The sequence below is a fragment of the Blastopirellula sediminis genome (genome assembly GCF_020966755.1).
Lineage (GTDB): Bacteria > Planctomycetota > Planctomycetia > Pirellulales > Pirellulaceae > Blastopirellula > Blastopirellula sediminis.
Map to the genome: position 1 here is coordinate 3628481 of NZ_JAJKFT010000010.1, position 23317 is coordinate 3651797.

General features: G+C 58.8%; 24 protein-coding genes. 11 read left to right on the plus strand and 13 right to left on the minus strand.

Features of this window, described 5'->3' with window-relative positions; all coding sequences use genetic code 11:
* Window positions 1-119: 119 nt before the first annotated feature.
* From LOC68_RS26385 to LOC68_RS26400, 4 genes are all read right to left on the minus strand, one after another.
* On the minus strand, window positions 120-1262 hold the full coding sequence (locus tag LOC68_RS26385; protein ID WP_230224799.1) for a DUF1570 domain-containing protein: 1143 nt from the start codon (window positions 1260-1262) through the stop codon (window positions 120-122).
* 62 nt (window positions 1263-1324) lie between these two features.
* The gene (locus LOC68_RS26390) at window positions 1325-2902 is read right to left on the minus strand and encodes an ABC transporter permease (RefSeq protein WP_230224800.1); all 1578 of its coding nucleotides are present in this window, start codon (window positions 2900-2902) and stop codon (window positions 1325-1327) included.
* A 30-nt stretch (window positions 2903-2932) separates the two neighbouring features.
* Window positions 2933-4318 carry an SPFH domain-containing protein gene (locus tag LOC68_RS26395; protein ID WP_230224801.1) on the minus strand — a complete coding sequence of 462 codons (1386 nt, stop codon included), beginning with the start codon at window positions 4316-4318 and terminating at the stop codon, window positions 2933-2935.
* A 56-nt stretch (window positions 4319-4374) separates the two neighbouring features.
* Entirely contained in the window at window positions 4375-4980 is a 606-nt protein-coding gene (locus tag LOC68_RS26400; protein WP_230224802.1) for a hypothetical protein, read from the minus strand.
* 198 nt (window positions 4981-5178) lie between these two features.
* Here LOC68_RS26400 and LOC68_RS26405 point away from each other — a divergent pair, with 198 nt between their 5' ends.
* The 6 genes from LOC68_RS26405 (at window position 5179) to LOC68_RS26430 (ending at window position 10631) form a co-directional block, all read left to right on the plus strand.
* A complete protein-coding gene (locus tag LOC68_RS26405) occupies window positions 5179-5871 on the plus strand; it encodes a HEAT repeat domain-containing protein (protein WP_230224803.1) in 693 nt (230 codons plus the stop codon).
* Window positions 5872-6200: 329 nt separating this feature from the next.
* Window positions 6201-7667 (plus strand): hypothetical protein, encoded by a 1467-nt coding sequence (locus LOC68_RS26410; RefSeq protein ID WP_230224804.1) that lies wholly within the window; start codon window positions 6201-6203, stop codon window positions 7665-7667.
* A gap of 136 nt (window positions 7668-7803) precedes the next feature.
* A complete protein-coding gene (locus LOC68_RS26415; protein ID WP_230224805.1) occupies window positions 7804-8730 on the plus strand; it encodes a diadenylate cyclase in 927 nt (308 codons plus the stop codon).
* A gap of 3 nt (window positions 8731-8733) precedes the next feature.
* Entirely contained in the window at window positions 8734-9237 is a 504-nt protein-coding gene (locus LOC68_RS26420; protein WP_230224806.1) for a GNAT family N-acetyltransferase, read from the plus strand.
* A 140-nt stretch (window positions 9238-9377) separates the two neighbouring features.
* Complete coding sequence (locus LOC68_RS26425; protein ID WP_230224807.1) at window positions 9378-10040, plus strand: PepSY-associated TM helix domain-containing protein; 663 nt, start codon at window positions 9378-9380, stop codon at window positions 10038-10040.
* Window positions 10041-10088: 48 nt separating this feature from the next.
* Window positions 10089-10631, plus strand: coding sequence for a DUF2271 domain-containing protein (locus LOC68_RS26430; protein ID WP_230224808.1), 543 nt, complete (start codon window positions 10089-10091; stop codon window positions 10629-10631).
* Window positions 10632-10704: 73 nt separating this feature from the next.
* On the opposite strand, the gene LOC68_RS26435 is transcribed toward LOC68_RS26430, so the two are convergent.
* The 5 genes from LOC68_RS26435 to LOC68_RS26455 all read right to left on the minus strand — a co-directional run bounded on the left by LOC68_RS26435 (window position 10705) and on the right by LOC68_RS26455 (window position 14625).
* Window positions 10705-11118, minus strand: a complete 414-nt coding sequence (locus LOC68_RS26435; protein ID WP_230224809.1) for a carboxypeptidase-like regulatory domain-containing protein — start codon at window positions 11116-11118, stop codon at window positions 10705-10707.
* Window positions 11119-11172: 54 nt separating this feature from the next.
* On the minus strand, window positions 11173-12099 hold the full coding sequence (locus LOC68_RS26440) for a DUF1559 domain-containing protein (protein WP_230224810.1): 927 nt from the start codon (window positions 12097-12099) through the stop codon (window positions 11173-11175).
* Between the two features lie 300 nt (window positions 12100-12399).
* Window positions 12400-13308, minus strand: coding sequence for a DUF6528 family protein (locus tag LOC68_RS26445; RefSeq protein ID WP_230224811.1), 909 nt, complete (start codon window positions 13306-13308; stop codon window positions 12400-12402).
* A 124-nt stretch (window positions 13309-13432) separates the two neighbouring features.
* Window positions 13433-13825: an SMI1/KNR4 family protein gene (locus LOC68_RS26450; protein ID WP_230224812.1), complete on the minus strand. Its 393-nt coding sequence runs from the start codon at window positions 13823-13825 to the stop codon at window positions 13433-13435.
* Between the two features lie 110 nt (window positions 13826-13935).
* On the minus strand, window positions 13936-14625 hold the full coding sequence (locus LOC68_RS26455) for an NAD(P)H-hydrate epimerase (RefSeq protein WP_230224813.1): 690 nt from the start codon (window positions 14623-14625) through the stop codon (window positions 13936-13938).
* A 101-nt stretch (window positions 14626-14726) separates the two neighbouring features.
* Here LOC68_RS26455 and LOC68_RS26460 point away from each other — a divergent pair, with 101 nt between their 5' ends.
* Window positions 14727-14963 (plus strand): FmdB family zinc ribbon protein, encoded by a 237-nt coding sequence (locus tag LOC68_RS26460; RefSeq protein ID WP_230224814.1) that lies wholly within the window; start codon window positions 14727-14729, stop codon window positions 14961-14963.
* 72 nt (window positions 14964-15035) lie between these two features.
* Window positions 15036-16364 (plus strand): outer membrane protein assembly factor BamB family protein, encoded by a 1329-nt coding sequence (locus LOC68_RS26465; protein WP_230224815.1) that lies wholly within the window; start codon window positions 15036-15038, stop codon window positions 16362-16364.
* Window positions 16365-16707: 343 nt separating this feature from the next.
* On the opposite strand, the gene LOC68_RS26470 is transcribed toward LOC68_RS26465, so the two are convergent.
* The 3 genes from LOC68_RS26470 to surE form a co-directional block, all read right to left on the minus strand.
* Complete coding sequence (locus tag LOC68_RS26470) at window positions 16708-16971, minus strand: addiction module protein (RefSeq protein ID WP_230224816.1); 264 nt, start codon at window positions 16969-16971, stop codon at window positions 16708-16710.
* A 131-nt stretch (window positions 16972-17102) separates the two neighbouring features.
* The gene (locus tag LOC68_RS26475) at window positions 17103-17639 is read right to left on the minus strand and encodes a hypothetical protein (RefSeq protein WP_230224817.1); all 537 of its coding nucleotides are present in this window, start codon (window positions 17637-17639) and stop codon (window positions 17103-17105) included.
* Window positions 17640-17781: 142 nt separating this feature from the next.
* Window positions 17782-18546, minus strand: a complete 765-nt coding sequence (gene surE, locus LOC68_RS26480) for a 5'/3'-nucleotidase SurE (protein ID WP_230225199.1) — start codon at window positions 18544-18546, stop codon at window positions 17782-17784.
* 248 nt (window positions 18547-18794) lie between these two features.
* Between surE and guaA the strand changes: the two genes are divergently transcribed.
* The 3 genes from guaA (at window position 18795) to LOC68_RS26495 (ending at window position 22847) form a co-directional block, all read left to right on the plus strand.
* The gene (gene guaA, locus LOC68_RS26485) at window positions 18795-20378 is read left to right on the plus strand and encodes a glutamine-hydrolyzing GMP synthase (RefSeq protein ID WP_230224818.1); all 1584 of its coding nucleotides are present in this window, start codon (window positions 18795-18797) and stop codon (window positions 20376-20378) included.
* A 483-nt stretch (window positions 20379-20861) separates the two neighbouring features.
* Window positions 20862-22535: an energy-dependent translational throttle protein EttA gene (gene ettA, locus LOC68_RS26490; RefSeq protein ID WP_230224819.1), complete on the plus strand. Its 1674-nt coding sequence runs from the start codon at window positions 20862-20864 to the stop codon at window positions 22533-22535.
* A gap of 120 nt (window positions 22536-22655) precedes the next feature.
* Complete coding sequence (locus LOC68_RS26495; RefSeq protein WP_230224820.1) at window positions 22656-22847, plus strand: hypothetical protein; 192 nt, start codon at window positions 22656-22658, stop codon at window positions 22845-22847.
* Window positions 22848-22989: 142 nt separating this feature from the next.
* Here LOC68_RS26495 and LOC68_RS26500 read toward each other — a convergent pair whose 3' ends face one another.
* The gene (locus tag LOC68_RS26500) at window positions 22990-23238 is read right to left on the minus strand and encodes a hypothetical protein (RefSeq protein WP_230224821.1); all 249 of its coding nucleotides are present in this window, start codon (window positions 23236-23238) and stop codon (window positions 22990-22992) included.
* Between the last annotated feature and the right edge of the window lie 79 nt (window positions 23239-23317).

Here is a 23317-nt window from a genome sequence, read left to right on the forward strand (position 1 = left end):
ACGCGGGGTGCTAGTGATGATTCGATTCTAGATTCGTACGCCGGAAATCGCTATTCGATTTTAAGGGTTCGCCCCTGTTTTTCGGCGTTTCTTTTCAATATGCGCACAATCGGCTGCGACTAGCGCAAACCAGCGATAACTTTGCGGAAATCCGCCTCGAATGCATCAAGATCGCTGGTGATAAATCGCTGGAACTCGGCGAGCCGCTCCTCGCGCGGCGGATCATGCAGCGGACGCCGCTCCGACAGATGTTTCAGATAGTTGGCGTAGGCGTCGGGATACCGCTTCAGCAGGTAATAGTTGAGCGCCCACGCAAGCGCATACGCATCGAGGGCCGTTTCCGCTTTGCGAAATTGATCGTCATCGACCAGCAGGCTCGCAATCAACTGACCGCCAGGTCGCTGCACGAGTCGCTTCGCTTGCGGCAGACGAATTCGGTTCACTTCGCCGATCCCACGCCACCCGCGCGAGCTCGACAGGTCAGGCGTTTCAAAATAAATCGCGAGCCCTTCGCTCACCCAGACCGGATTGTCGGCGAGACGAACCTGAAGCCCGCAGTTGTAGGCGATCTGATGGGTCGCTTCGTGAACGATGGTCGCGACCAGGTAAGCCGCCTCAGGACGAGCGAGGATGCTGTTGATGCGGGCGATGTCGCGTTGGCTGGAGCCTTGAGCGCGGGCTGCATCAACGCCGGTCAAGTCATACATCGCGACGCGATTGGTATGCATGCTGTAGTAGCCGATGATCGAACCGGCCGCGTCGCCCAGTTCTTCTTTACCGTAGGCGGCGTAGTTCTGCTTGTTGTCGAAGATGACCGCGACCATTGGCTGCGTCGGCTCGACCAGGTTCACTCCCCGCTGCTTCCAATAATTAACGAAGCCGCGATAGAGTCGCTCGTACAGCGAGCCGCACCAGTAGGCGTACGCTTTCGACGTGTTGAAGCAGATCAAGTAGTGAGCCGTTTCATGCACCTCGAAGCCGGGGGGCAATTCGGCCAGCAACTTTTCGGTCAGTTGCTTCTTGTCGAGCGGCGCGAATTCGGTCGCATCTTGTTTACTCGCGATCAGATCGTCGGCCAGAATCGGCCACATCATGTTGTCGGGCGTCTCGAGAATCACGCCGCTTTCGGCGTTGGCGATAACGCGTCCTGTCTTCGTCACTTCCGCATCGTTGTAGCGAAACGTCAGCGTGTCTTCGGCCAGCGCCGAGACGCTGAGTGCCAATGTGATTAGAACGGGGGATAAGGAGCGTGCGAAGTTCATGTTGTCAGTATACGCAAGATCGGCCGGAAAGGTCCGAATTGCGAAGATTTGCTGCCGACGAATTACGACTGAGCCGAGCGAAACGCAGGTTTGAGCAGCATAATCGTTATCACCGCCATCGTCGCCGAAAGGGCCAGATTGATCAGACAAAGGGCGGCGACGTTGTCCTCGGCGCCGTAGTGGAGCATTTCAAAGATCGTGCGCGAGAGGGTATCGACTCCCGGCGGGGTAACCAGATAGGAAGCGGTCACGTCGCTGGTCGCCAAGGCGAACGCCAATAGAAAGACGGCCGCCAAAACCGCCGGGCGGCGCATGACGCCGACTCTCCACAGACGCCGCCAAGGCCCCAGGCCTTCCAGCTGCGCCGCTTCGTCCAGGTCGCCGGCGTCGGCGCGAAAGATATGCCACAGCAACAAGAGGCTGATCGGCAGGCTGATGATCACCAGCGCAATCGTTGGCGCCAGGATCGTGCGATCGTAAAAGTAAATCAGCAACGGCGCCTCGCGGCGATTAAAGAGCCAGATCAGCGAAAGCGCGATAATTGGACCGGGAACGCCAAACAGAACGCCGGCGATGAGTGCGACGACGCTCTGGCCATGCCGGAGTCGTGATGCTATCCAAGCGATGCTCGAGCTGATCAAAAGCGTTGCTGCGGCGCTGGCAAGTCCTATCGCGATCGTCCATTGAAAGAGGCCAGCGTACTTTTGCATCGAAGCGACAAGCAACTCGCTCACTTTCGCTGCTGACCAGTAACGATCGACGTGCCCATCGGCGACGTTGACGATCAGTCCCGCTTTGTAAACAAAAGCGCCGATCGGCAGTCCGGCCAGCAGCAAGACCGACAGCCAGACGATTGCCGTCGCAAAGAGGCGAGCGAGTGGCCGCATGGGAAACGTCGGCGAACGAACCGGCGTACTGGCGGCGTTTGCCGGCGCAAGCTGCGAAGCGAGCGTCGTGGCGACGACGGTCATTGCGAAAGTGACCAGGACCGCCGGCCAGACCGGCAGCGACGTTCGATCGACCGCTTCGCCGAGCGTGATCCCGGTAAAGAGGACCTCGGCGTAGGTTCGCACATTGCAGATGCTGGTGACGGTCATCTCGCTGAACGCGACGACGCCAATCCAAAGCGCCGCCATCAACACGCCAGGCGCTGCGCGGCGGAGCGTGACGTTCGTCAGCGTCGAAGTGGTAGAGGTGTCGAGCAGTGCGTCTTCTTCGAGTTCCGGCGCACCGGCCGCCAACTGCAACCTTACGAAGAAGAAGGTCCAAGGAATTGCGGCGATGCCATGCAGCACGATCGCGCCGAGCCAGCCATCGAACAGAAAGGGATTGGCCGCGGCGCCGATTTGATCTTGTAGCCAACCATGCGGACCAAACGCAGCTCGCCACGCGCCGCAAGTAAGATAGAGCGGCTCAAACAAGAGGAGCGTCAGCAAACCCTGAGCGAGCCAACGACCAGGAATCGCTAGTCGACCCAATGCGATCGCGAGAAACGTACCGATCGGCAACGCAATCGCCGCGGCGCCGAGCGCCAATAACGCTGACGCGCCCACCAACCGTAACGTCAACCAGTCGCCGCCGACCGCAAGCAGGCCGGCGGCAATCAAAAATAGTACAGCGGCGACGAGACGAAGCTTCACGCAATGGCCGAATGGGAAAGGCGAGAAGCGTTAGTTGTCGTCCGTGCCGAGCAGCTTTTCTTCCACCTTGTCCGCCTGCCAGGCGATCGCGGTCATGATCCGCGTCAATCCGAGCGCGTCGGCCGTATCGGCCAGTTCGTTGGCTTGGACCGAGATCATTTCGCCGGCCGGAGTCGTCGCGAACGCGAACGCTCCATGGATCATCTTCGTGTTGTAGCGAAGCAGCGCGACGGCGTTTCGTTCGGTCGCCGGTCCGCAGTACGATTGGAAGGTGATCAGGCTTTGTCCATCGTCGTCTTTGAGATTGAACGAGATGTGGACGTTCTGTTTTCGCAGGCTGCCGATCGGAACGGTGACGATGAAGCCGTCTCCGTCGGCGGCGATGGTCCAGGAGTTCGACTGCGCGACCGCTTGAACCAACTGACGCGGATCGGCCTTGTGAGCGGCCGGAGCGAGATCGTCAAACGAGAGCGAACCGCCGGCTGCCGCGCCTGCTCCGGCGGCGGCCATTGTCGCGGCGCCTTGCAGCGGCTGCTGCGGCATCGATTGACCGGCTTGCGGAGCGGGTTGGTTTTGCAGCGCCTGCTGGATCATGCCGGGCATCATCATGCCGAACCCGGCGCCCATGCCCATCCCCATCGCGTTGTTGCCGGCTCCGCCCCCCTGCTCCGCCATCTTTGACATGCTGCTGGCGGCTTGGTACATGGTGAAGGCGCGGAGATCGCCGATGGCGCCCATGCTGCTGCGAGCGTCGATCGCCTTCTGCACTTCTTCCGGCGGCGTGATCGCATTGATGAAGAAGTCGGCGAGCTCCAGCCCATACTTGGCGAAGTCTTCGGCCACTTTAATTCGCGTACCGGCGGCGACTTCGTCAAACTTGGCGGGCAAGTCGAGCATGCCGACCTGCATCGTGCCGAGCAGATCGGTCAAGCGCGAAACGATGACGTCCTTCAAGAAGCTCGTCACTTCGTCGGTCGTGTATTTACCTTGCGTACCGACCAGCGTGTTGAGCAAGAGCGACGCGTCTTTGATACGGTACGAGAACTTCCCGAAGCTCCGCAGGCGGACCATGCCGAAGTCGGCGTCGCGGACGGTGATCGGTTGTCGCGTTCCCCATTTTTGATCGAGGAACGTCTGCTTGCCGAAGAAGTAGACCTGGCACTGAAACGGCGACTTTTCCCACGGAATGGTGAGAATGCTGGTGATCAGCGGCAGGTTCTGCGTGGTCAGCGTGTATCGACCGGGGTCGAAGCTGTCCATCGCTTTGCCGTCGCGGAAGAAGATCGCTTCCTGATTTTGATTGACGATCAACTGCGCGCCGTACTTGATGTCGGCCGAACCGCTTTGCGGTTCGCGATGGACGAGCGAGCGGTTCGTTTCGTCGAAATACTGAATGACTTCTAATCGGATGCCCATGGCGTTTTCCCTCGTGTTGCTTGTTCCGTCGATCTACTCGAAGCCGCGCTAGGCGATTAGCTCGCCGGCGGTTCCGATCCGATTCCCTTCAGCATGTTTTCGCGTTCGTCCAGTTTCGCTAGCATCGCGTCGAGCAACGCGATGAGCGGCGGAATGGTGACGGCCGGAGTTTCGCTGGCGGTCGGCAACTTTTCAATTCCCGCAGCGACCGAATCGGCGTCGGTGATCATCCCAGCGTCGTAGTCGTAGATGTCATCCAATTGATCTTCGCCGATGTGTACAAAATCAAAGAAGCCGCTGTAGCCAGGCATCGCGCCACGCAAGCAACCGATCGCGGTATCAAGTTTCGCGCGAAGGCGGTCAATCATGGGGAGCTGGTCAATTTGGCCTAGATCGACAAGCATCCGTCCATAGGTGTCGAGTGGAGATTTCGCGCGATCCAGGCGATCGGCGAGCCATTTACGCGTGAGCGCGTCAGCGTCGCGCCGATACTCCTTTTCTAGGTAACCGCTAAAACCGGGAATGTAGCGCAGAATCGTTTCGATCGCGCCACGATTGCTGGCATGTTGTTTTGGATCGACCAAGGGAATTCCCCCGTAGATGAGCGGATAAGGCGGTAACGTCGATTGGTATTCGTCGCCCAATCGGGAATATTGCCCCACTGGGCGAATCGCTAGCTCTAAGTGGAAAGCCTACCACGTTTTGGCGGGAGATGCGAAGCACCGCAAGCAACAATTTTCTCCCTCCAGAGAAGGTTTCGGATTGGCTGGGATTCGTCTAGGCGGGCCTGGACCATTTTGCTATCGTCTCGCGTCCTCGCGACCAGAAATTGCTATTAGAAAATCCTTCGAAGGGCAACGATGAAGTCGGCCAGTTTTGCCATCTGTCTTTTGATATGCGTACTCGGTTGCACCAAGAACGGCGCTATCAGCAGCCCATTCGGCTGGGGCATCAAAGATGACCCCGCTGATCTGGCCAAGTACGGCCCGAGCCCCACGCAGCGCCGTGACGATATTCGGCGTATGTCGCGGTACACGCACGAGATGAGCGACTCGGAGCGGCAGTTGAACGCCAATAAGCTGACGCAGCAGCTCAAAGACGAACAGGATCCGCTCCTGCGGATCGAAATTCTGAAGGCGCTGGCGGCGCTGCAGACTCCGGCGGCTCAGGAAGGCCTGCGAATGGGGCTCTACGACAACGAGCCCCGTGTCCGCGTAATGGCGGTCGAAACGCTGGTCGTTGGCAAAGATCCCAAAGCGGTCGAAGAGTTGGGGGACTTGATCGTGCGCGATCGCGAGCTCGACGTCCGCTTGGCTGCCGCGAAAGCGCTGGAACAATTCGATTCGCCAGAGTCTCGCAAGGCGCTCGCCCCTGCGATTCAAGACCGCGATCCTGCTCTCCGCTATGTAGCGATTCAATCGCTGAAGGAACATAGCCAGGTTGACTACGGTGGCGATACGGCAAAGTGGGAGGCTTACGCGATGGGCGAGAAACCTTCCCCTCCCGAGAATGTCAGTATGACTAGTTGGTTGATTCCGTCCTTTATGCGGTAGACCGTCTGAGGCCCGTGCCGATTTCCGGGCGAATACGGACTTCGGCGATCGATGGGGAGAGGTAGGATTTACAGTTTCTACCGACGAGTCTCCCCGTGATTTCAAAAAGCGACGCTGCGAGCCGAATCGACCTGATTTCAATCCGCCGTTGCGTCCGAAAACTGCGTATGCCAAGCTGGCAATAAGGCGATTGCAGCAAAGCATGGTTTGCCTAACCGGCAAACCGGCGACAGAATCTCAAGGCATGGATGATGCGACGACGTTCGACGTTTTTGACTCTCTTGGCAATTTCCGGCTTTTGCACACCCGTCCTCGCGGATGGGTTGCAGTTGCAAGCGCCCTCGAATGTGGAAGAGTCCGTCACGCCGGTAGAAACCTCCGGGTTGCAGCTGGACTCTCCTGTTCTACGCATCGCGCTCAAGTTTGGGGCGGAAAAAGAAGCCAATAAAACGGCGCCGCCGCAAAATGACGCGCCCGCCCCGGTCGCTCCGTTGACCGAAGAAGAGAAGCAAGCCGCCGCAAAGGACAAGGCCGATGACGGCCCGATGCTGAAGCTGTTGCCGATGAACGAGCCAGCCGCCGAAATTGGCGCCGGCGTCGCGAAGCAGGAGATGAAAAGCGAACCGAAAACGGTCGCCTCCTCCGTCGAACCGGCGAAACTTCCCCTGGAAATTCCCGCCGAAGCGATGAAGCCGGTCGAAATGGAATCGATCGAGATGAAGTCGACCGAGCCTGCCCCGGCCGTCGAAGAAAAGCCGACCGAAGAGCCGAAGCCGCTTGAACTGGCGCCCGAAGCTCCTCCCAAGAAACCGCTCACTCCCGAACAGGCCCGACTCCGGGGTAAGATTCGCCGCGTACTTGACTATTACTACAAGCAGCCGGTCGATGTCGCGAAGGAAAACGCCTGGGCGACGATGCACGCGATGCTGCCGTACGGCGTTGACGCCAACGTCCAGGCGAATGGCCGTCCGGTCAATGCGATCGGTTGGCTTTGCTGGAACGGCAAATGCAAGGGCTACAATCTGTTTTACGTCGAAAACGGACGCCTCGGCGCTCGTCAAGGTGTTGGCGTTCAAGGGCATCATGGCCAGTTTTTGGCGATGCTCGCCCAGAGCTACGTCACCCCCTCGTATGAAATCCGGGTCAATAATCAGGCCTATCACATCTCGGACCTGATCGAATTCGAAAAGGAAACTTGCCGCCCGGCGACCGAATTGACCTTTAAGCTAATCTCGCTGGCCTACTACCTGCCGGTTGACGCTGAGTGGAAAAGCGACGACGGTCAGACCTGGACGATCGAGCGATTGATCAGCGAAGAGCTGAAACAGCCGGTGATCGGCGCCGCTTGCGGTGGTACGCATCGTCTGATGGGGCTCTCTTACGCGGTCCGCAAACGTGAGCTCTCGGGGTTGCCGATGGATGGCCATTGGGGACGTGCCCAGACCTTCCTGGACGACTACTACAAGTACACGTTCCGCCTGCAGAATCCGGACGGCAGCTTCAGCACCGAATGGTTCGAGGGTCGTGACGCCAAGCCCGATCTGCAGCGTCGCTTGCAGACGACCGGTCATATCGCCGAATGGCTCGCCTATTCGCTGAACGATGACGAATTGTCCTCGCCGCAGATGACCAAGGCGATCGACTACCTGGCGACGATCCTGGAGCGGAATCCGCGGATGGATTGGAGCATCGGGCCGCTGGGACATGGGCTGCACGCGCTCGCCATCTACGACCAGCGGGTCTTCGACACGCCGCCGGGGCACCGCAGCGCCGAAGTCGCCACGAAATTGCCCTAATTGCAGCGCAGATCACCATTTCGGTCGGTCGGCGTAGTTGCCTCGGTCTGCGATCTTTTTTACCATGCTTTCACGAGCGCACTTCCCCTTGCGCCTGCACTACTGACGCGGCGAAATGCCGAACTGACCGCTACGGATGAAGCAACAGAAATTCACCAAGCAATTCGCAGAGTTTCTCAAGATCGGTGCTGCGCTGGTGAAGCAAGCCGAGGCCGACGCGCTGTTGGTTTTCGTCGAAGGGGTTTGCGAGTGGGAACAGATCAAAACTGGAGCCGGCGACGTCAAAACGATCATCGCCGCCGATGACGAGGAGGCCCTTGAAGGGGCCAAAGAGGCCGGACTAATGCCGGTCGTCGTCGAACTGGATGAGAGCCCGATCCTGGAAAAGCTGACCCACGCCCTGGTCGAATCGGTCGCCGACGATATTATCGCGACCGGCGCCTCAGTCGTCGCGATCTACAGCGGCTTCGACGAGTCGCGGATCGACACGATCAGCCTGGTTCGATTGTCGGAACACCTTGGCCGGTTGACGTCGCGCGATCTGCGTCGTCTGGAGACCAGCGTTCCGCTGGAGACCCTCAAACATGTGATCGACCTGGCGGTGGACATCGGCCGTGAAGGACGCGAAGGGAAGCCGGTTGGGACCATGTTTGTGGTCGGCGATCATCGTAAAGTGCTCCACCATAGCGTCGCGAGCGGTTTCGATCCGATCAAAGGCTATAACCGCAAAGAACGGAGCATCTTCGACAGCCGCGTCCGGGAAGGGCTGAAAGAAATCGCTCAACTGGACGGCGCTTTCATCATTAACGCCGACGGCGTGGTCGAAGCGGCCTGTCGATTGGTCGACGTTTCGTCGGCCAGCGTCACCTTGTCCAAGGGACTGGGCGCGCGACATTGGGCCGGCGCTGCGATCAGCAAAAAGACGAAGTCGATTGCAATCGTCGTTAGCGAATCGAATGGAACCGTTCGCGTCTTTCAGAACGGCGAGGTGATGCTCCGCATCGAGCCCTTCCGCCGGGCGATGAAGTGGAAGGATCTCGATTTCGACAACGCGGGAGAGTAATCGATGCCCGCTTCTTCCGGTCCGGCGCCATTCGCCGGTCAGGTCGTTCTCGTCGACCTTCACAATGAACAGCACGCCGCCGAACTAATGCGGCTGCTGGAGTTGTACGCCCTCGACGTCATGGGAGGTGGAAAGCCGCTCCTCCCTGAAGTGCACGAGCATTTGATTGAGCGGCTGAAGAACTTTCCGACCTTCGTGGGGATGCTGGCGGTCGAAGACGGCCAATACGTCGGATTGGCGAACGGGTTCTATAACTTCTCGACCTTCTCGGCTCGCCCGGTGATCAACGTCCATGATCTGGCGGTCGATCCCGATCATCGCGGCCGCGGCGTTGGAAAGGCCCTGTTGGACGAGATGGCCCGCTATGCGGCCGAGCAAGGTTGCTCTTATCTGACCCTGGAAGTACGGGCCGACAACCCGGCGCGGCGGCTTTATCAGCGGTGCGGTTTCGTCGGCGGAGATCCGCAGGCCGACGAGATGGCGTTCTGGAAAAAGCGGCTGATCTGAGATTCTGCGACACTCACGGCTAAAACCGGAGTTCAACTTCGCAGCCGAATATTCCGCTACGCTAATTTCTTTCGAACGACTCCGTATGCCTATCGGTCCAAATGGGTGGGCTTTCGGGGGCGCCGCTAGGTTTTCGTCCCATGTCCGAAACCGTCGAACTGACGCAAAAGAAGCGGATTGTCCAGGAGCGTCGCAAGCAGAGTCGCGCCTACTGGAACAAGACGATGCGCAAGTGGCACTGGATCAGCTCGGCCATTTGCCTGGTGGGGATGATCGTCTTTGCGGTGACCGGAATCACGCTGAACCATGCCGGGGAGCTCGCCGGCGAGCCGCAGATTCGCAACGTCAACACGCAGGTCCCTGCGTCCCTCTTGGAAACGCTTCGCGAGCAGCCGACCGAAGGAGAGCATCCGCTGCCGGTCGACATTTCACGTTGGCTGCGGCGGGAACTGACCGTCTCGATCCCGTCGCAACCGGCTGAGTGGACCGAGGATGACGTTTATCTTTCGATGCAAGGGCCAGGCGTCGACGCCTGGCTGACGATCGACCGTGAGAGCGGCGACGTCGAGTTTGAACGAACGTCGCATGGCTGGATCGCCTACTTCAACGACCTGCACAAGGGGCGCCACACCGGGCTCGCTTGGAGTTGGTTTCTCGACATCTTTGCGATCGCGACCCTGATCTTCTGTTTGACCGGGCTCTATTTGCTCTACTTCCACGCGCAGCAGCGGCGGATGACTTGGCCCTTGGTCGGGCTGGGGTTCGTCTTGCCGCTCTTGATCGCGATGTTTTTGATGCACTGAACGGGACGCCGTTTCCATTCCCCTCCATTTAACTTGCGTGAGACATCCATGAATCGAACTCGACTTTGCGGCCTGCTGGTCGCCGCGACGTTCTCTCTGCTGGCCGGCGTCGCCCTGGCCGATGACGAAGCGAACAAATTGGAAGCGACGGTCGAGATTCCGCAGCTCAACATCGGGCGCTATCACCGCCCTTACGTCGCGGTTTGGATTGCGAACTCGAAAGACGAGATGGTGCAGAACGTCGCCGTCTGGTACCAGTTGAAAGGACGGGGAGGAAAAGGGGGCGGTACGAAGTGGCTGCCTGATTTACGGCAGTGGTGGCGCGACGGTGGACGCAATTCGCAGATGCCGATCGATGGCATTTCAGGAGCGACCCGACCTGCCGGCAAGCATGAACTGGCGGTCGACGACCAAGACGCCCTGACCAAGCTAAAGCCGGGCAAATATTCGCTGGTCGTGGAAGCGGCCCGCGAACACGGCGGCCGTGAACTGGTCGTAGTGCCGTTCGTGTGGCCGGCGAAAGAAGAAAAGTCGTACTCCTCCAAGGGGACGAACGAGCTTGGCGAGATCACGCTGACGGTTCGTCCGTAAACGAGCGTCCCCAAAAGAGAAATAGGGCGCCGCGCGCATTGCCCCAAGCATTCGCGGCGCCCTTCTCAACTGACTAGTTGGACTTCAAGTCAAAGTCGATCGTGTTGGAGCCGCGTTCGACTTCCGCAGTCAATTCCGATTCGGCGTTGTACTTTGCTGGAAGTTTCGGGAGCTTGCCGGCTGGCGCCGCCGGCGCTTCGCCGGTTTGAACTCCTACTTCAATTTTCACCCTATGTTCGCCAACCAAGGCGCCATCTTTCATTCCGGTAAATCGGAGCAAGTATTTTCCTTCGCCGTCGGTCGTTCCATGTGCAGAACGAAGTCCGGAGGTCGGATAAAAACTGATCATCGCGTTGGGTAGCGGTTTGCCATCCAGCGTGACGGTTCCGGTTACATTGCCCAAGGCTGGGCCGGAACTTGGAAAACAAGCGGTCAGGCCGACCAGCGGCGACGCGACGAGAAATAGCATTGCGAGCGTTCGGTTCATAACAGGATTCTCCATGATTGGCGTCTGGGACAAGCTCGATCAAAGTCGGCCAGATTAGTAGTCGCCAATCACTTCCCCTCCGTCGACGGTGCCAAGCGCCGCGTAGGTCTGCATGTTGATCGTTTCGCTGATAAAGCGGGACGATCCGTCGCACAGCAGGAATTGCGCTCCGCCAGGATGGAGGCTGCTGGTCGAGTGCAAAATGGTGCCGTTGATCGCATAGTCGGTATCGTTCGACAAGCGATTGATCCGGACGCGGAGCGTGAACGGGTAGCTGTGCGGAATCGGCCCGGCCAGGTCATGCCAGCCGATCCAGAGCGAAGCGACATAGACGTGGACCCCAGCCCGTTCAGTAACGGCGATCGTATTGCTGGTCCCATCGGTGATGTCGCGGAACTTCCGTTTGGAATTCTCGTAGAACATCGCCTTGCGATCTTCCGTCTTGGTTCCGGCCGCGTTGTAGTAGGCGGCAGTGTAGGCGCCGACGTAGTTTGATTTCGCGTAGATGCCCGGGTAAGTGGAGTCGGTCGAAGCGATCCGATCATTCAGCTCCGGCGTCGGATCGGAAGGGCACATGTAGGCCGGGAGGATCGTTTTCGCCAGCGGCGTCGTCCCGGTCGAAATAATCGCCGGATTGCTGTGCCAGTAAGGTTTGCTGGAAGAGCCGTCGGCAGTAAACGCACCGGCGGTTTCCAGTTGATCGCGAAGGGCAGATTGTTCGATCTGCGGCAGAACGAGCGCCTGCCAACTGATGCGGCTGCGGGTCAGTTCGCCCGGCGGAAATGAGAGGTAGGCGTCGTGATAGGTATGCAGCGCCAAGCCTTGCTGTTTCAGGTTGTTGCTGCATTGCATTCGGCGGGCCGCTTCGCGGGCTTGTTGTACCGCCGGCAGCAAGAGAGCGATCAACACGCCGATGATGGCGATGACGACCAGCAGTTCCACGAGCGTAAATGCTCGTCGCGCAGGGAGAGAATGAGTCATGGGAGGTTCCAGCCTTTAAGCGATATCAGGGGATGATGAAAGTTGCCGGCCGACACGCATTTGGCGCATCGACGGAAGGGGCTTCGGAGGCGAGAGGTGCGTGTGCGAAGAAAGCACTTCCTATGCCACACAGCCCCCAGGATCAGCCCGAAATGCCATAAGTCGCATTGAGGTTTGGGGTTATGGGACTTGCGCGATAGGGCCTAAGGCTCTCTGTCGGGGGGAATCGCCGTAGAATTGCCCTCGATTTGCGCCGAGAACTGACAAAAAACTCAGCAGTTGAGATAGCGGTTACGCGGATTACTTCGCTTCCGCCAGCCAGCGAATCTTATAGGGCTTATTCGCTGGAAACGTGATTGCCCCCGCAGGCGAGAAGAATCGCATTTCGCTTTTCCAGAAACCGATCAGCAGGCGGCCTGTCTCCGGGTTCACGTCGGCCGCTTTCACGTGTTCGAGATCCGCCGCTTCGGGATGAAGGCGGAACTTCTTCTCGTTCCGATCGAAGAGATAGACATGCTCGTGGGTCGACAGGATCAGATCGGCGCTGTTCGGGACGGCGCGGAGATCGTGTCCCCCTTCGGTCGGCAGTTCGTACTGATCGACCAGGCGAAGCGACGGTTTGTCCGATTCCCAATCGACCAACTCGTAGGTTTGCAGTTGGTCGAACCCGATCGCCCACAGCAGCTTCCGCGATTCGTCCCAAATGACGCCGTGCGCCGAATGGAGCGGCGTCTGAAACTGCGGAGCGTCCGACTTCGCCAGGTCGAACAGGATCAGCCGATTCCCGTTGACCGAACTGGCGACGACCACGCGGTTGTTCGGCAATAGCTCAATGCTGTGAGCGTTAGTGGCGTAGCCTTTCCAGAGCATTTTGCTCGTCGAGCGATCAATCAGGGCGCAGCCGCCGTTGGAAGCGGTGAGCAAGATCTGCGTTCCACCGCGTATCGCACGGCACTCGTCGAGATTGTTGAACTGCTTGATCAACTCCGGCGTCGCGTCGGGTAAGTTGGCGGCCTTCCAACTCCAAAGTTTCTCGCCGGCGCCCTGCTCCGCCGCATCGGCGTCGATCACGAACATCTCGTCCTGGCCGGCGCAAAGGAGGAGGTTCTGACTTGAGCTTCGTCCCGCTTTATCAGCTTCTTGAGCCACCGCCGCCAACGGAACAATCAGGGCGAAAATAAACGCGAGAAGCCGACAGGCGGACGTCATGGTGGGGTATATCTCGAGAGGAAGGACAATCGTAATTGGTAACTGATTTTGCTTGGCTCTGGGCGTGCCACCCCATGGCTTGTTTCATCTCTGACGCTGTCCGCCGATATCGCCGGCGCTTCGCTCAGTCGGGATACTCCCCGCCTTTTACCTCTTCGAGAAACGCCGTGAGGTTTGGCGATACCACTCGCGGTTCTTCGCACCAATCGGAGTCCATCAAGTAAACCTCGGGACTTTCGTCGCGGCGCATCAGGTAATAGCCTCCGCCCCCATCTTGAGCGATGGCAAAGTACTCGTCCCACCACTCGACCATTTCCTCGTGGACGCAGAGGGCCGCTTCCACTGCCGCTTCTTGCGTACCGACGAGATCATCCACCGTCGTGCAAACGCCCCCTTCGAAGTCGGGATTCATACCGACCGCCGACAAGTCGCCGGCCGAAATCATGGGAGCGGAAAAAGTCTTCGGAAGCAGGAAGCCAAGTTGGTCGCTGGCGGACTGGACGTCAAGTTCCGTCATGGTGATACCGGGGCTGAAGGTGGAGGGGCAGTTCGCAGTTCGGGGGGACTGCGATGACGTCGGTAGTCTCGCCGAGTCGAAGTGAGAAAGCAAATGTTTTTTGCGATCGTTCATTCTTTAGCGCAAGCGCGTTCAATCGCTTGCCGCGGGGCGCCGATATCGACGGTGACCACCTCTCCCAGATACCGTTTCGCAGTTTCGACGGCAAAGCCGACCTTCGGCGCGACGAAGGTTGCCGTCACCGTCGCTTCGACGGTTGGCTCGCCCGGCGTTCCCAGGTCGCAGTCAAGGCCGCTCGGCAGATCGACCGCCAACTTCTGCGCGTCGCTGCGATTGATCGCCTGAATCACGCGGTCGAGCGGCGATCGCGGATTTCCCCGCATCCCGGTTCCTAGCAGTGCATCGACGATCCAGTCGGCGCCGGATAGCAACTGGTCGAGAGCTTCGTCGGTCGCATCGGCCGGAACGATTACGAGCGGCAGTTCCGCCTTCTGCACGATGTTCAGCTGAACCGCTGCATCTCCGGTAATTTCGGTCGGCGGGCAAAAGAGGAGCGTTTGGGTGGGAATTCCCCGCAGGTCAAGCAGCCGGGCCATCGCCAGCCCATCCCCCCCGTTGTTCCCTTTGCCGCAGCAGATTCGGACGCACCTCGCTCCATGCGCAGCTAGAATATCGACGCACCCTCGAGCGGCGTTTTCCATCAGCACGACGCCGGGGACGCCAAAATTCTCAATCGAGATGCGATCGACGGCCCGGACCTGCTGCCGAGTGATTTGCGATAAACTAGTGCCGTTGGACATAATGATTCGGTCAGAGTTGGCGTATTCGAGCGACGGCCCCGACCCGTATGATAAGCCAATCCCCCATCTACGAAAATTAAGCGAACAGGAGACGCGTCGCGATGCCGCTGTTTGAATACGTCTGCACCCAATGCAATTGCGAGTTTGAAGCGCTGGTCCGAGGCGAAGAGACGCCCGTCTGTCCGCAGTGCGGCGCGACGAAGCTCGAAAAGGCTTGGAGCGTGCCGGCCGCTCATACCGGCGGATCGTCGCAAAGCCTGCCGGTGTGCGCTCCGCCGAGTGCGCATGGCGGCTGCGGCGCTCATCAGTGCGGTGGCGGTGGCTGCCATCTCCACTAATCGACTTGATTTCGTAATCCTGCCCCGCCCTGCTTCCCTCCTTCGCTTCTTCCAAACAAGGGTTCCTCGACGATGACCTCTCGAAACCGCTTTGCCGTCGCGACGCTGATCGCGCTGGCCTGCTCTTCGTCTGCGTGGGCCGTCGATTCCTGGCCGCAATTCCGTGGCGCATCGGGGGACGGAATCAGCGAAGCGACGAACGTTCCGCTGAAATGGTCGGAAGAGGAGAACGTCGCGTGGAAGACCGAAATCGAAGGAAAAGGTTGGTCTTCGCCGGTTCTCGGCGACGGCAAGTTGTGGCTCACCACGGCGATCACCCAGAAGGCGTCGCAGGAAGCGTTCGATAAGAAGCTGGAAGGCCGGCCGAAGTTCGCCCAGGCAACCAGCGAATTGGCCGCGACGGTGCTGCTGAAAGCGATCGAAGTTGACTATGCGACCGGCGAAATCGGCAAGCAAGTCGACCTCTTCTACATCGACGATCCCGATCCGATTCACTCAACCAATAGCTATGCGTCGCCGACGCCGGTTCTCGACGGAAATCGCCTTTATTGCCATTTCGGCACCTACGGCACTTGCTGCGTCGATACGACCAAAGGGGAATTGGTTTGGAAGAAGCGACTGCCGCTGCAGCATAACGTGGGACCGGGAAGCTCGCCGGTGCTGCACAACGGCGTGCTGGTCCTGACCTGCGACGGCGCCGACCAGCAGTACGTTTGCGGGCTCGATGCGAACAGCGGCGAGATGGTCTGGAAGACCGATCGTCCTCCGCACCGCAAAGAAGATGGGGACATGCAGAAGGCGTACGCGACGCCGCTGGTTGTAACGTGGGAAGGTCGCACGATGGCGATCATCCCCGGCGCCCAGTGGGATTGCGCCTACGATCCGTTGACCGGCAAAGAACTGTGGCGAGTTGATCACGGCGACGGGTTCTCGAACGTCCCCCGCCCGGTCTTTCAGGAAGGAGTCGTCTACATCTGCACCGGCTTTACTCGAGCCGAACTGTGGGCGACACGCGTCGACGGCGAAGGTGACGTTACCGATTCGCACGTCGGCTGGACGATGGACAAGCAAGTTCCGACCAAGCCGTCGCCCCTGCTCTGGGAGAACTTGCTCTACATGGTCTCGGACCGCGGCGTGGCGACCTGCGTCGACATCACCAATGGCGAAACGGTTTGGACCGAACGTCTCGGCGGCAACTTCTCCGCCTCGCCAGCGTTGGCCGAAGGCCGAATCTACTTCTGCAACGAAGATGGCAATACGATCGTGATCGAGCCGGGCCGCGAGTTCAAAGTCCTGGCCGAAAACGATATCGCCGGCCAAATCATGGCGACCCCGCTGCTGTTAGACGGAGCGATCATCCTACGAAGCGACACGGCGCTCTACCGAATCGGGAAGAAGTAATTCGTGGCCGGAAGCGCGAGCGAGGGAAATGCGTTTGGCTATTCCAGTCGTTCTAGCCAGTACAGCGGGCGTCGACTCGTGTGGGCGACTGCGACAATTATGACTTCCATTTCTCGTCGTAAGATGATGACCGCATACGGAAAGCGTCTAAGTAACGCACGCCTGATGTCATGCGATCCAAGATAGGTTTCCAGTTTCGAATTCGAATCTGGGGAAATTCGAATTCTGTCGAACGCGGCTGCGACTTCTTCAAGAAATTCGGAGCCAAGTAGCTGTTGGTGATCGTCGTACCAAATGGCCGCTTCAACTGCTTCAAGCTGAGCTTCCGGCAGAACGCGGAACCTCATGGCGTCTTTTTGCTAGAGCGATGCGTCTCAAGCGCCTGACGCATGTTGGCTAGAGCCGCCTCAAAATCAACCGCGTTTGTTTCACCGCGATCATAGGCCGCGATTCGCCGATCGAGTTCTTTGGACCACGCCTCGGCGATCTCCGGCGTTCGAAATTCACCGTAGGGAAGGCTTTGTTCCAGCATATCGGCCAAAAACTGGCGATCCTCTGGAGGCAAGGCCATGGCTCGCTGGGCAATTTCATCACGCGGCGTAATCATTGCATCTCCTCGTACACGTGCTGGCCCTATTCTGCCACCTACCCTCGAGTGCGTCGAGACTTTTCCTATAGCTCAAAGAAAGTGCGTTTGGAAACCCCAAACGCACTTTCGATTTTCGAATACGGCGGAGCTTAGATGCTTCCTTCCTGGAAACCAGGGTAGCCGCCGCCATTGGGGCCATAGCCTCCGCCGCCACCTGGTCCATAACCACCGGGACCGTAGCCTGGTCCCACGCCGCCGCCAGGACCGAAGCCTCCGGCCGGAGTGTTGCCATACGGGAACGGATTCGGGCCGAAGTTGTTGTTGAAGGTTGGGCCAAGGCCTTGATACGGTGCGCCCCACAGTTGGTACGGCACCGAGTAAGGACGATACGGATGGAGCCATTCGCCGTACGGGCGGACCGGGCGGCCCCATTCTTCGACGATGTGATAGTTGTCGACGCTTCGCCCGGCGCGGATCGTGCTTTGGAACTGACGATAGCCCGATCGCAGATAGGTCGGATCGTACGGCTTGGCGACGACCGGATCCGGCGCGTACTGAGCGGTACGTTCGCCGGTTTCGTTACTGTGGCTGTAAAAGCTGGGAGCGGTGAGCCAGTCTTGTCCAAGGGACGAAGATACGGCGGCAAATACCAGGCAGAGCCCGGCTACTACGCGACATACGTTCATGATTCGAACAGGGGAGTTCGGCGCATCGCCGCGCGTATCCGTTACGAGTTGCGGCGATCGAATTAGACTGCCGGCGCTTCTAGTTGCGCAGGCATACGGCACGACGAAATTCGCCGTGCAGAACTGGGGGGTACCTCCCAGTCTAATCAGCGATCTGCAAATCCCAAGACTTCATTCGGTCAAGATACGAGTTCTCGGTCAAATTAAAGTGGAGCGGAGTCAGGGTGATGTCCCCCTTCTCGAGCGCCGAAAGATCGGTTTCTTCCGATCCGTGTTCGGGACGCGGATCCCCGGTCGCCCAGAAATAGTCGCGTCCTTTGGGGTCTTTGCGGCGGATAAAGTGCTCGCCGTATCGGGCCAGACCCATCGGTACAACCTTTACAACCGATTTTTTCCGCATCGCGGCGGTCGGCATGTTCAGGTTGAACAGCTGCGAAGGCTCCCCTTTTTGGGCCAGGATTTTCTCGATGATCTCTCGCGCCTTGAGGGCGGCGACGTCAAACAGCGGGTGCTCGTCCCATTCCAGCGAGACCGCAACGCTGGTAATCCCAAAGAAGGCGCCTTCGATCGCCGCGGCGACCGTTCCGGAATAAAGAACGTTGATCCCGGCGTTCAGCCCGCCGTTGATCCCGCTGACGATCAGATCAGGGCGTTTCTTGCAAAACTCGAAAACGCCGATTTTGACGCAGTCGGCCGGGCTCCCTTCCACGGCGTAGCCGCGAAGGCGATCGCCGTCGTACGCTTCTTTGCAGATCAAGGGACTCAAAAAGGTAATCGAGTGCCCGACGCCGCTCTGCTCGGTCGCTGGAGCGACCACGGTGACGTTTCCAATCTTTTGCAATTGGCGCTCCATCGCGGCCAATCCGGGGGCGTAAATTCCGTCGTCGTTCGTCAGCAAGATTTCCATCGTTCCATCCGGTTGTGCGCTAAGATCCGTGTTGAACTTCATGCTAGGCGGGGCCGCGACAAGGGTAAACCGGGGCGCGGCGGCCAAAAGTTGGTTCCCAAGCAAACTTCACGCTCGCGACTTGCCGCAGCCAGATGAGGGGGCGTGCTAGTTTGCAGCAATTCGCGATGGCGATATAATACGCGGTTTCCTTCACCCGCCGGATTCTGGGCGGGCTTTTTCGTTTCCGGTTTGACGGAAGGATGACGATGACGGCTCCCGCGAATGACAACACCTCTGACGCCTCTCGCATCTCCGATGAAAAGATTCTCGTCCTCGACTTTGGTTCGCAGTACGCCCAGCTGATCGCTCGCCGCGTTCGCGAACAGAACGTCTATTGCGAAATCGTCCGGCACGACATCTCGGTTGAGCGGATCGCCGCGCATAATCCCCGGGGGATCATCCTCTCGGGCGGACCGTCGAGCGTCTACGAAGATGGCGCCCCGCAGTGCGATCCGGGGCTCTTTTCGATGGGCATTCCGGTACTCGGCATCTGCTACGGCATGCAGCTGATGTGTCAGGCGTTCGGCGGCTCGGTGAAGAACACCTCGCACCGCGAATATGGGCACGCCAAGATTCGCATCGCCGCCAACGAAGATCTGTTCGGCGGTCTGCCGAGCGAAACCGACGTCTGGATGAGCCACGGCGACCAGGTCGCCAACGTCGCCGACTCGTTCGAGCCGCTGGCCCACACGTCGACCTGCCCGATCGCGGCGATGCGGCACAAGGAACTGCCGCTCTACGCGATGCAGTTTCACCCGGAAGTGACCCACACGCCGCTCGGCTTTCAGATTCTCCGCAACTTCGTGATTGCAATCTGCGAGTGCGAAGGGCTCTGGAAACTGCATGACTTCGCCCAGCAGACGATCGCCGAGATTCGCGAGCGGGTCGGCAATGACCGCGTCATCTGCGGCCTTTCAGGCGGCGTCGACTCTTCGGTGGTCGCCGCTTTGCTATACCAGGCGATTGGCCCGCAATTGTCGTGCATTCTGGTCGATAACGGCCTGCTCCGAAAACAAGAGGCGGAGTCGGTAATCTCCGAGTTCACCAAGCACTTCAAGACCGATCTTCATGTAGTCGCCGGTAAGGACGCCTTCCTGGAGCAATTGGCCGGCATCGAAGAGCCGCAGGAAAAACGCCGCCGCATCGGCTACCAGTTTGTCGAGTGTTTCAAAGCGGAAGCCCGCAAAATCAAAGACGCCAAATACCTGGCGCAAGGGACGCTGTACCCCGACGTGATCGAAAGCGGCGCCGCGATCGACGGCCCGGCCGCGACGATCAAACTGCATCACAATGTGGGCGGTCTGCCGAAAGAACTCGGCTTTGAACTGATCGAACCGCTTCGCGACCTCTTCAAAGACGAAGTCCGTAAGCTTGGTCTGGAACTGGGGCTGCCGGAAGATCTGGTCTGGCGTCATCCCTTCCCCGGACCCGGTTTGGCGGTTCGTTGCCTGGGCGAGGTGACCGACGAAAAATTAGCGGTGCTCCGCGAGGCCGACTCGATCGTCGTTAGCGAGATCAAAGCGGCCGGCCTCTATCGCTCGACCTCCCAGGCATTTGCCGTCCTGCTGCCGGTGCAAAGCGTCGGCGTAATGGGAGACGCGCGAACCTATGAAAACGCGGTCGCCGTCCGCTGCGTCAACACCGACGACTTCATGACCGCCACTTGGAGCGACCTGCCGTACGAAGTGCTGGCCCGAATTTCGACCCGAATCATCAACGAGGTCAAAGGGGTCAACCGCGTTTGCTACGACATCAGCACCAAACCGCCGGCGACGATCGAGTGGGAATAACGCCGCTCGGCTAGAAGTCGTACAATAGCAACCATTCCCGGGCGCCACGGCTCTGTGAGTCGTGCGGCGTAGACTGGCTTGTCACGTCGGAAGACACGGCTCACAGAGCCGTGGCACACGTGATTTATTCGCACAAGAAATAAAAACGGACGCGACTGTTGGGAACAGTCGCGTCCATGAACGGAAACTTCGCTCGTTCGGCAATCCTGGCAGGCGGGGCGAGCTGGTGGGTACTCGAGGCCAGGGCTGCTAACGATCGCGTGGAGTTGAGATAAGAGTTTTTGCCCGAACTGATGTTCGATTGCCCAATGATATCATTCTATCGTGATCTTACAACCATTAATTCGCTGTTTTGGGAAGAATTCTTCCTGTCGCCCAGCAGCGGGCAGATCGCATGCACAAAATCGCTATAATCGGTAGCGATTCTTTATTACCCGCACCATCACTAAACGCTAGCTACGAAAGACGTTAGAGAGTACCTGCATGGGTAAAAAATACATTTATACGATCGAGAATTTAAACAAAAAGTTCGGCACGCGCGAGATCATCAAGGATATGTGGCTCTCGTTTTATCCCGGCGCCAAGATCGGCGTCCTGGGGCGAAACGGCGCCGGTAAGAGCACTATCCTGAAGATCATGGCCGGGATCGATAAAGAATTCGATGGCAAGGCGGAGCTGACGCCCGGCTTTACTGTCGGCTATCTCCCCCAAGAGCCGCAGCTGAACCCGGACAAGGACGTCTTCGGTAACGTCGAAGAAGCGGTCGCCGGGCGTCGTGCGCTGGTCGAGCGCTTCAACGAGATCAGCATGAAGCTGGGCGAGCCGCTCGAAGATGACGAGATGAACGCCCTCTACGAAGAGATGGGGAAGCTGCAGGATCAGATCGAAGTGACCAACAGCTGGGAACTCGATCGCGAAATCGAAATCGCGATGGACGCGATGAACCTGCCGCCGGGAGACGCCGACGTTTCGAAGCTCTCTGGTGGTGAACGCCGCCGCGTCGCCCTTTGCCAGCTGCTGCTGAAGAAGCCCGACCTGCTGCTCCTCGACGAACCGACGAACCACCTCGACGCCGAGTCGATTCTGTGGCTGGAACATCACCTCCAGGCCTACCGCGGCACGATTGTCGCGATCACCCACGATCGTTACTTCCTGGACAACGTCGCCGGCTGGATTCTGGAACTCGAATTCGGTCGCAGCTACCCGTACGAAGGGAACTACTCTTCGTGGTTGGAACAAAAGCAGAAGCGTCTGGCGCTGGAAGAAAAGCAGTCGGAAGCTCGTCAGAAGTTCCTGGCCAACGAATTGGAATGGATTCGCAGCTCGCAGAAAGCGAAGCAGTCGAAGGGTAAGGCCCGTATCAACGCCTACGAAAAGTTGGCGGCCGAGCAGTTCGTCGAACGGAATGACGAATTCGAAATCCAGATTCCGCCTGGTAAGCACCTGGGCGACCTGGTGATCGAAGCGACCAACGTCAGCAAGGCGTACGACGATCGCGTCCTGATCGACAACCTCAGCTTCCGCCTCCCGGCGGGCGGCATCATCGGCGTGGTCGGCCCGAACGGCGCCGGCAAGACGACCCTCTTCCGGATGTTGACCGGCGAGACGGCGCCTGACTCGGGTGAGATCCGCTTCGGCTCGACCGTCGAACTTGGCTACGTCGACCAGTCGCGTGACGCTCTCGACCCCAACAAGACCGTCTTCGAGGAAATCTCAGGCGGGCACGATACCATCGTGATGGGGAACAAGAAGGTCCACGCTCGCGGGTACGTGTCGCGGTTCAACTTCCGCGGTCCTGACCAGGAAAAGAAGGTCGGCGTGCTGTCCGGCGGTGAACGAAACCGCGTCCACTTGGCGACGCTGCTTCGCCGCGGTTCGAACGTGCTGCTGCTCGACGAACCGACGAACGACTTGGACGTCGATACGCTTCGTTCGCTGGAAGAAGCGATCATGAACTACGCCGGATGCGTGGTGGTGGTCAGCCACGATCGTTGGTTCCTCGACCGGCTCGCGACCCATATCCTGGCGTTTGAAGGAGACGGGTACGTTCACTGGACGGAAGGAAACTTCAGCACGTACGAAAACCAACGGCGCGAACGTCTCGGTATCGATCCGGATCATCCGCCCCGCTTTAAGTACAAGAAACTGCAACACTAAATACGATTGGAAAATGGTTCGTCTTGCCGCAGAGTCTTGACCTTGCGGCGACGATCCGTTACCAACAATTGCTTGCTCCGAATTATTCAAGATGTTGATTTAACTACGAGGTATTAAGCCGTGTCCATCATTCGCGTTGGTTCCAATCAGAAGTATTCCGACGGTTGGGAATCTGCGTTCGGGAAAGAGCCTGCCAAGAAGAGCTCCCCCGCGAAAAAGAGCGACGCTGCCGCCGCCAAGAAGCCTGCCAAAACCGCCAAGAAGACTTCGGCCAAGCCGGCCGCCAAGAAGACGGCGAAGAAAAAGAAGTAGCGGCTTCTCCGCTTCGTGCGAAGCGACTGGGCCGCTCGATCGGCTTAAACTAGCGATATAACGAGAAACGGCCGCGGCGATTGTTCGCCGTGGCCGTATTTTCTTTTCTTGTCGCCAGATGGCGGATTAGGCGGCGGGACGATTAGTCCCAGGGCTCTTCCCCTTCCACGTCGTCAAAGTCGTCGCCGGCGTGCCAGCGCTCGAGCGCGGCGATTACGGTGTCCCGTTCTTCGCGGTTCGTCCAGAGCGACTCCCCTTGTTCCAGCCGGACTTCGTACTGTCCTTCGCACAAGCAATCGTCGGCGCCGCAGAAGTGCGGTACGTCCGAGATCCACAAGATCCGGTAAAGGGGGACGTGCTTGTCGTCAATCATGCAAAACAACGAAGACATTTCGCTATCTCCTCACGGCGCATTTCGCCTGCTTATCGCCTGCCGTTAATTATAGTTTCGCGGAAAAGGGGCGTGCGCA

What these genes read in the sequence shown, in the direction of transcription:
- LOC68_RS26385 (WP_230224799.1), bottom strand. Translation starts at nt 1,262, where the DNA reads ATGAACTTCGCACGCTCCTTATCCCCCGTTCTAATCACATTGGCACTC.
- LOC68_RS26395 (WP_230224801.1), bottom strand. Translation starts at nt 4,318, where the DNA reads ATGGGCATCCGATTAGAAGTCATTCAGTATTTCGACGAAACGAACCGC.
- LOC68_RS26405 (WP_230224803.1), top strand. Translation starts at nt 5,179, where the DNA reads ATGAAGTCGGCCAGTTTTGCCATCTGTCTTTTGATATGCGTACTCGGT.
- LOC68_RS26415 (WP_230224805.1), top strand. Translation starts at nt 7,804, where the DNA reads ATGAAGCAACAGAAATTCACCAAGCAATTCGCAGAGTTTCTCAAGATC.
- LOC68_RS26420 (WP_230224806.1), top strand. Translation starts at nt 8,734, where the DNA reads ATGCCCGCTTCTTCCGGTCCGGCGCCATTCGCCGGTCAGGTCGTTCTC.
- LOC68_RS26425 (WP_230224807.1), top strand. Translation starts at nt 9,378, where the DNA reads ATGTCCGAAACCGTCGAACTGACGCAAAAGAAGCGGATTGTCCAGGAG.
- LOC68_RS26430 (WP_230224808.1), top strand. Translation starts at nt 10,089, where the DNA reads ATGAATCGAACTCGACTTTGCGGCCTGCTGGTCGCCGCGACGTTCTCT.
- LOC68_RS26435 (WP_230224809.1), bottom strand. Translation starts at nt 11,118, where the DNA reads ATGAACCGAACGCTCGCAATGCTATTTCTCGTCGCGTCGCCGCTGGTC.
- LOC68_RS26440 (WP_230224810.1), bottom strand. Translation starts at nt 12,099, where the DNA reads ATGACTCATTCTCTCCCTGCGCGACGAGCATTTACGCTCGTGGAACTG.
- LOC68_RS26445 (WP_230224811.1), bottom strand. Translation starts at nt 13,308, where the DNA reads ATGACGTCCGCCTGTCGGCTTCTCGCGTTTATTTTCGCCCTGATTGTT.
- LOC68_RS26450 (WP_230224812.1), bottom strand. Translation starts at nt 13,825, where the DNA reads ATGACGGAACTTGACGTCCAGTCCGCCAGCGACCAACTTGGCTTCCTG.
- LOC68_RS26455 (WP_230224813.1), bottom strand. Translation starts at nt 14,625, where the DNA reads ATGTCCAACGGCACTAGTTTATCGCAAATCACTCGGCAGCAGGTCCGG.
- LOC68_RS26460 (WP_230224814.1), top strand. Translation starts at nt 14,727, where the DNA reads ATGCCGCTGTTTGAATACGTCTGCACCCAATGCAATTGCGAGTTTGAA.
- LOC68_RS26465 (WP_230224815.1), top strand. Translation starts at nt 15,036, where the DNA reads ATGACCTCTCGAAACCGCTTTGCCGTCGCGACGCTGATCGCGCTGGCC.
- LOC68_RS26470 (WP_230224816.1), bottom strand. Translation starts at nt 16,971, where the DNA reads ATGATTACGCCGCGTGATGAAATTGCCCAGCGAGCCATGGCCTTGCCT.
- LOC68_RS26475 (WP_230224817.1), bottom strand. Translation starts at nt 17,639, where the DNA reads ATGAACGTATGTCGCGTAGTAGCCGGGCTCTGCCTGGTATTTGCCGCC.
- surE (WP_230225199.1), bottom strand. Translation starts at nt 18,546, where the DNA reads ATGGAAATCTTGCTGACGAACGACGACGGAATTTACGCCCCCGGATTG.
- guaA (WP_230224818.1), top strand. Translation starts at nt 18,795, where the DNA reads ATGACGGCTCCCGCGAATGACAACACCTCTGACGCCTCTCGCATCTCC.
- ettA (WP_230224819.1), top strand. Translation starts at nt 20,862, where the DNA reads ATGGGTAAAAAATACATTTATACGATCGAGAATTTAAACAAAAAGTTC.
- LOC68_RS26500 (WP_230224821.1), bottom strand. Translation starts at nt 23,238, where the DNA reads ATGTCTTCGTTGTTTTGCATGATTGACGACAAGCACGTCCCCCTTTAC.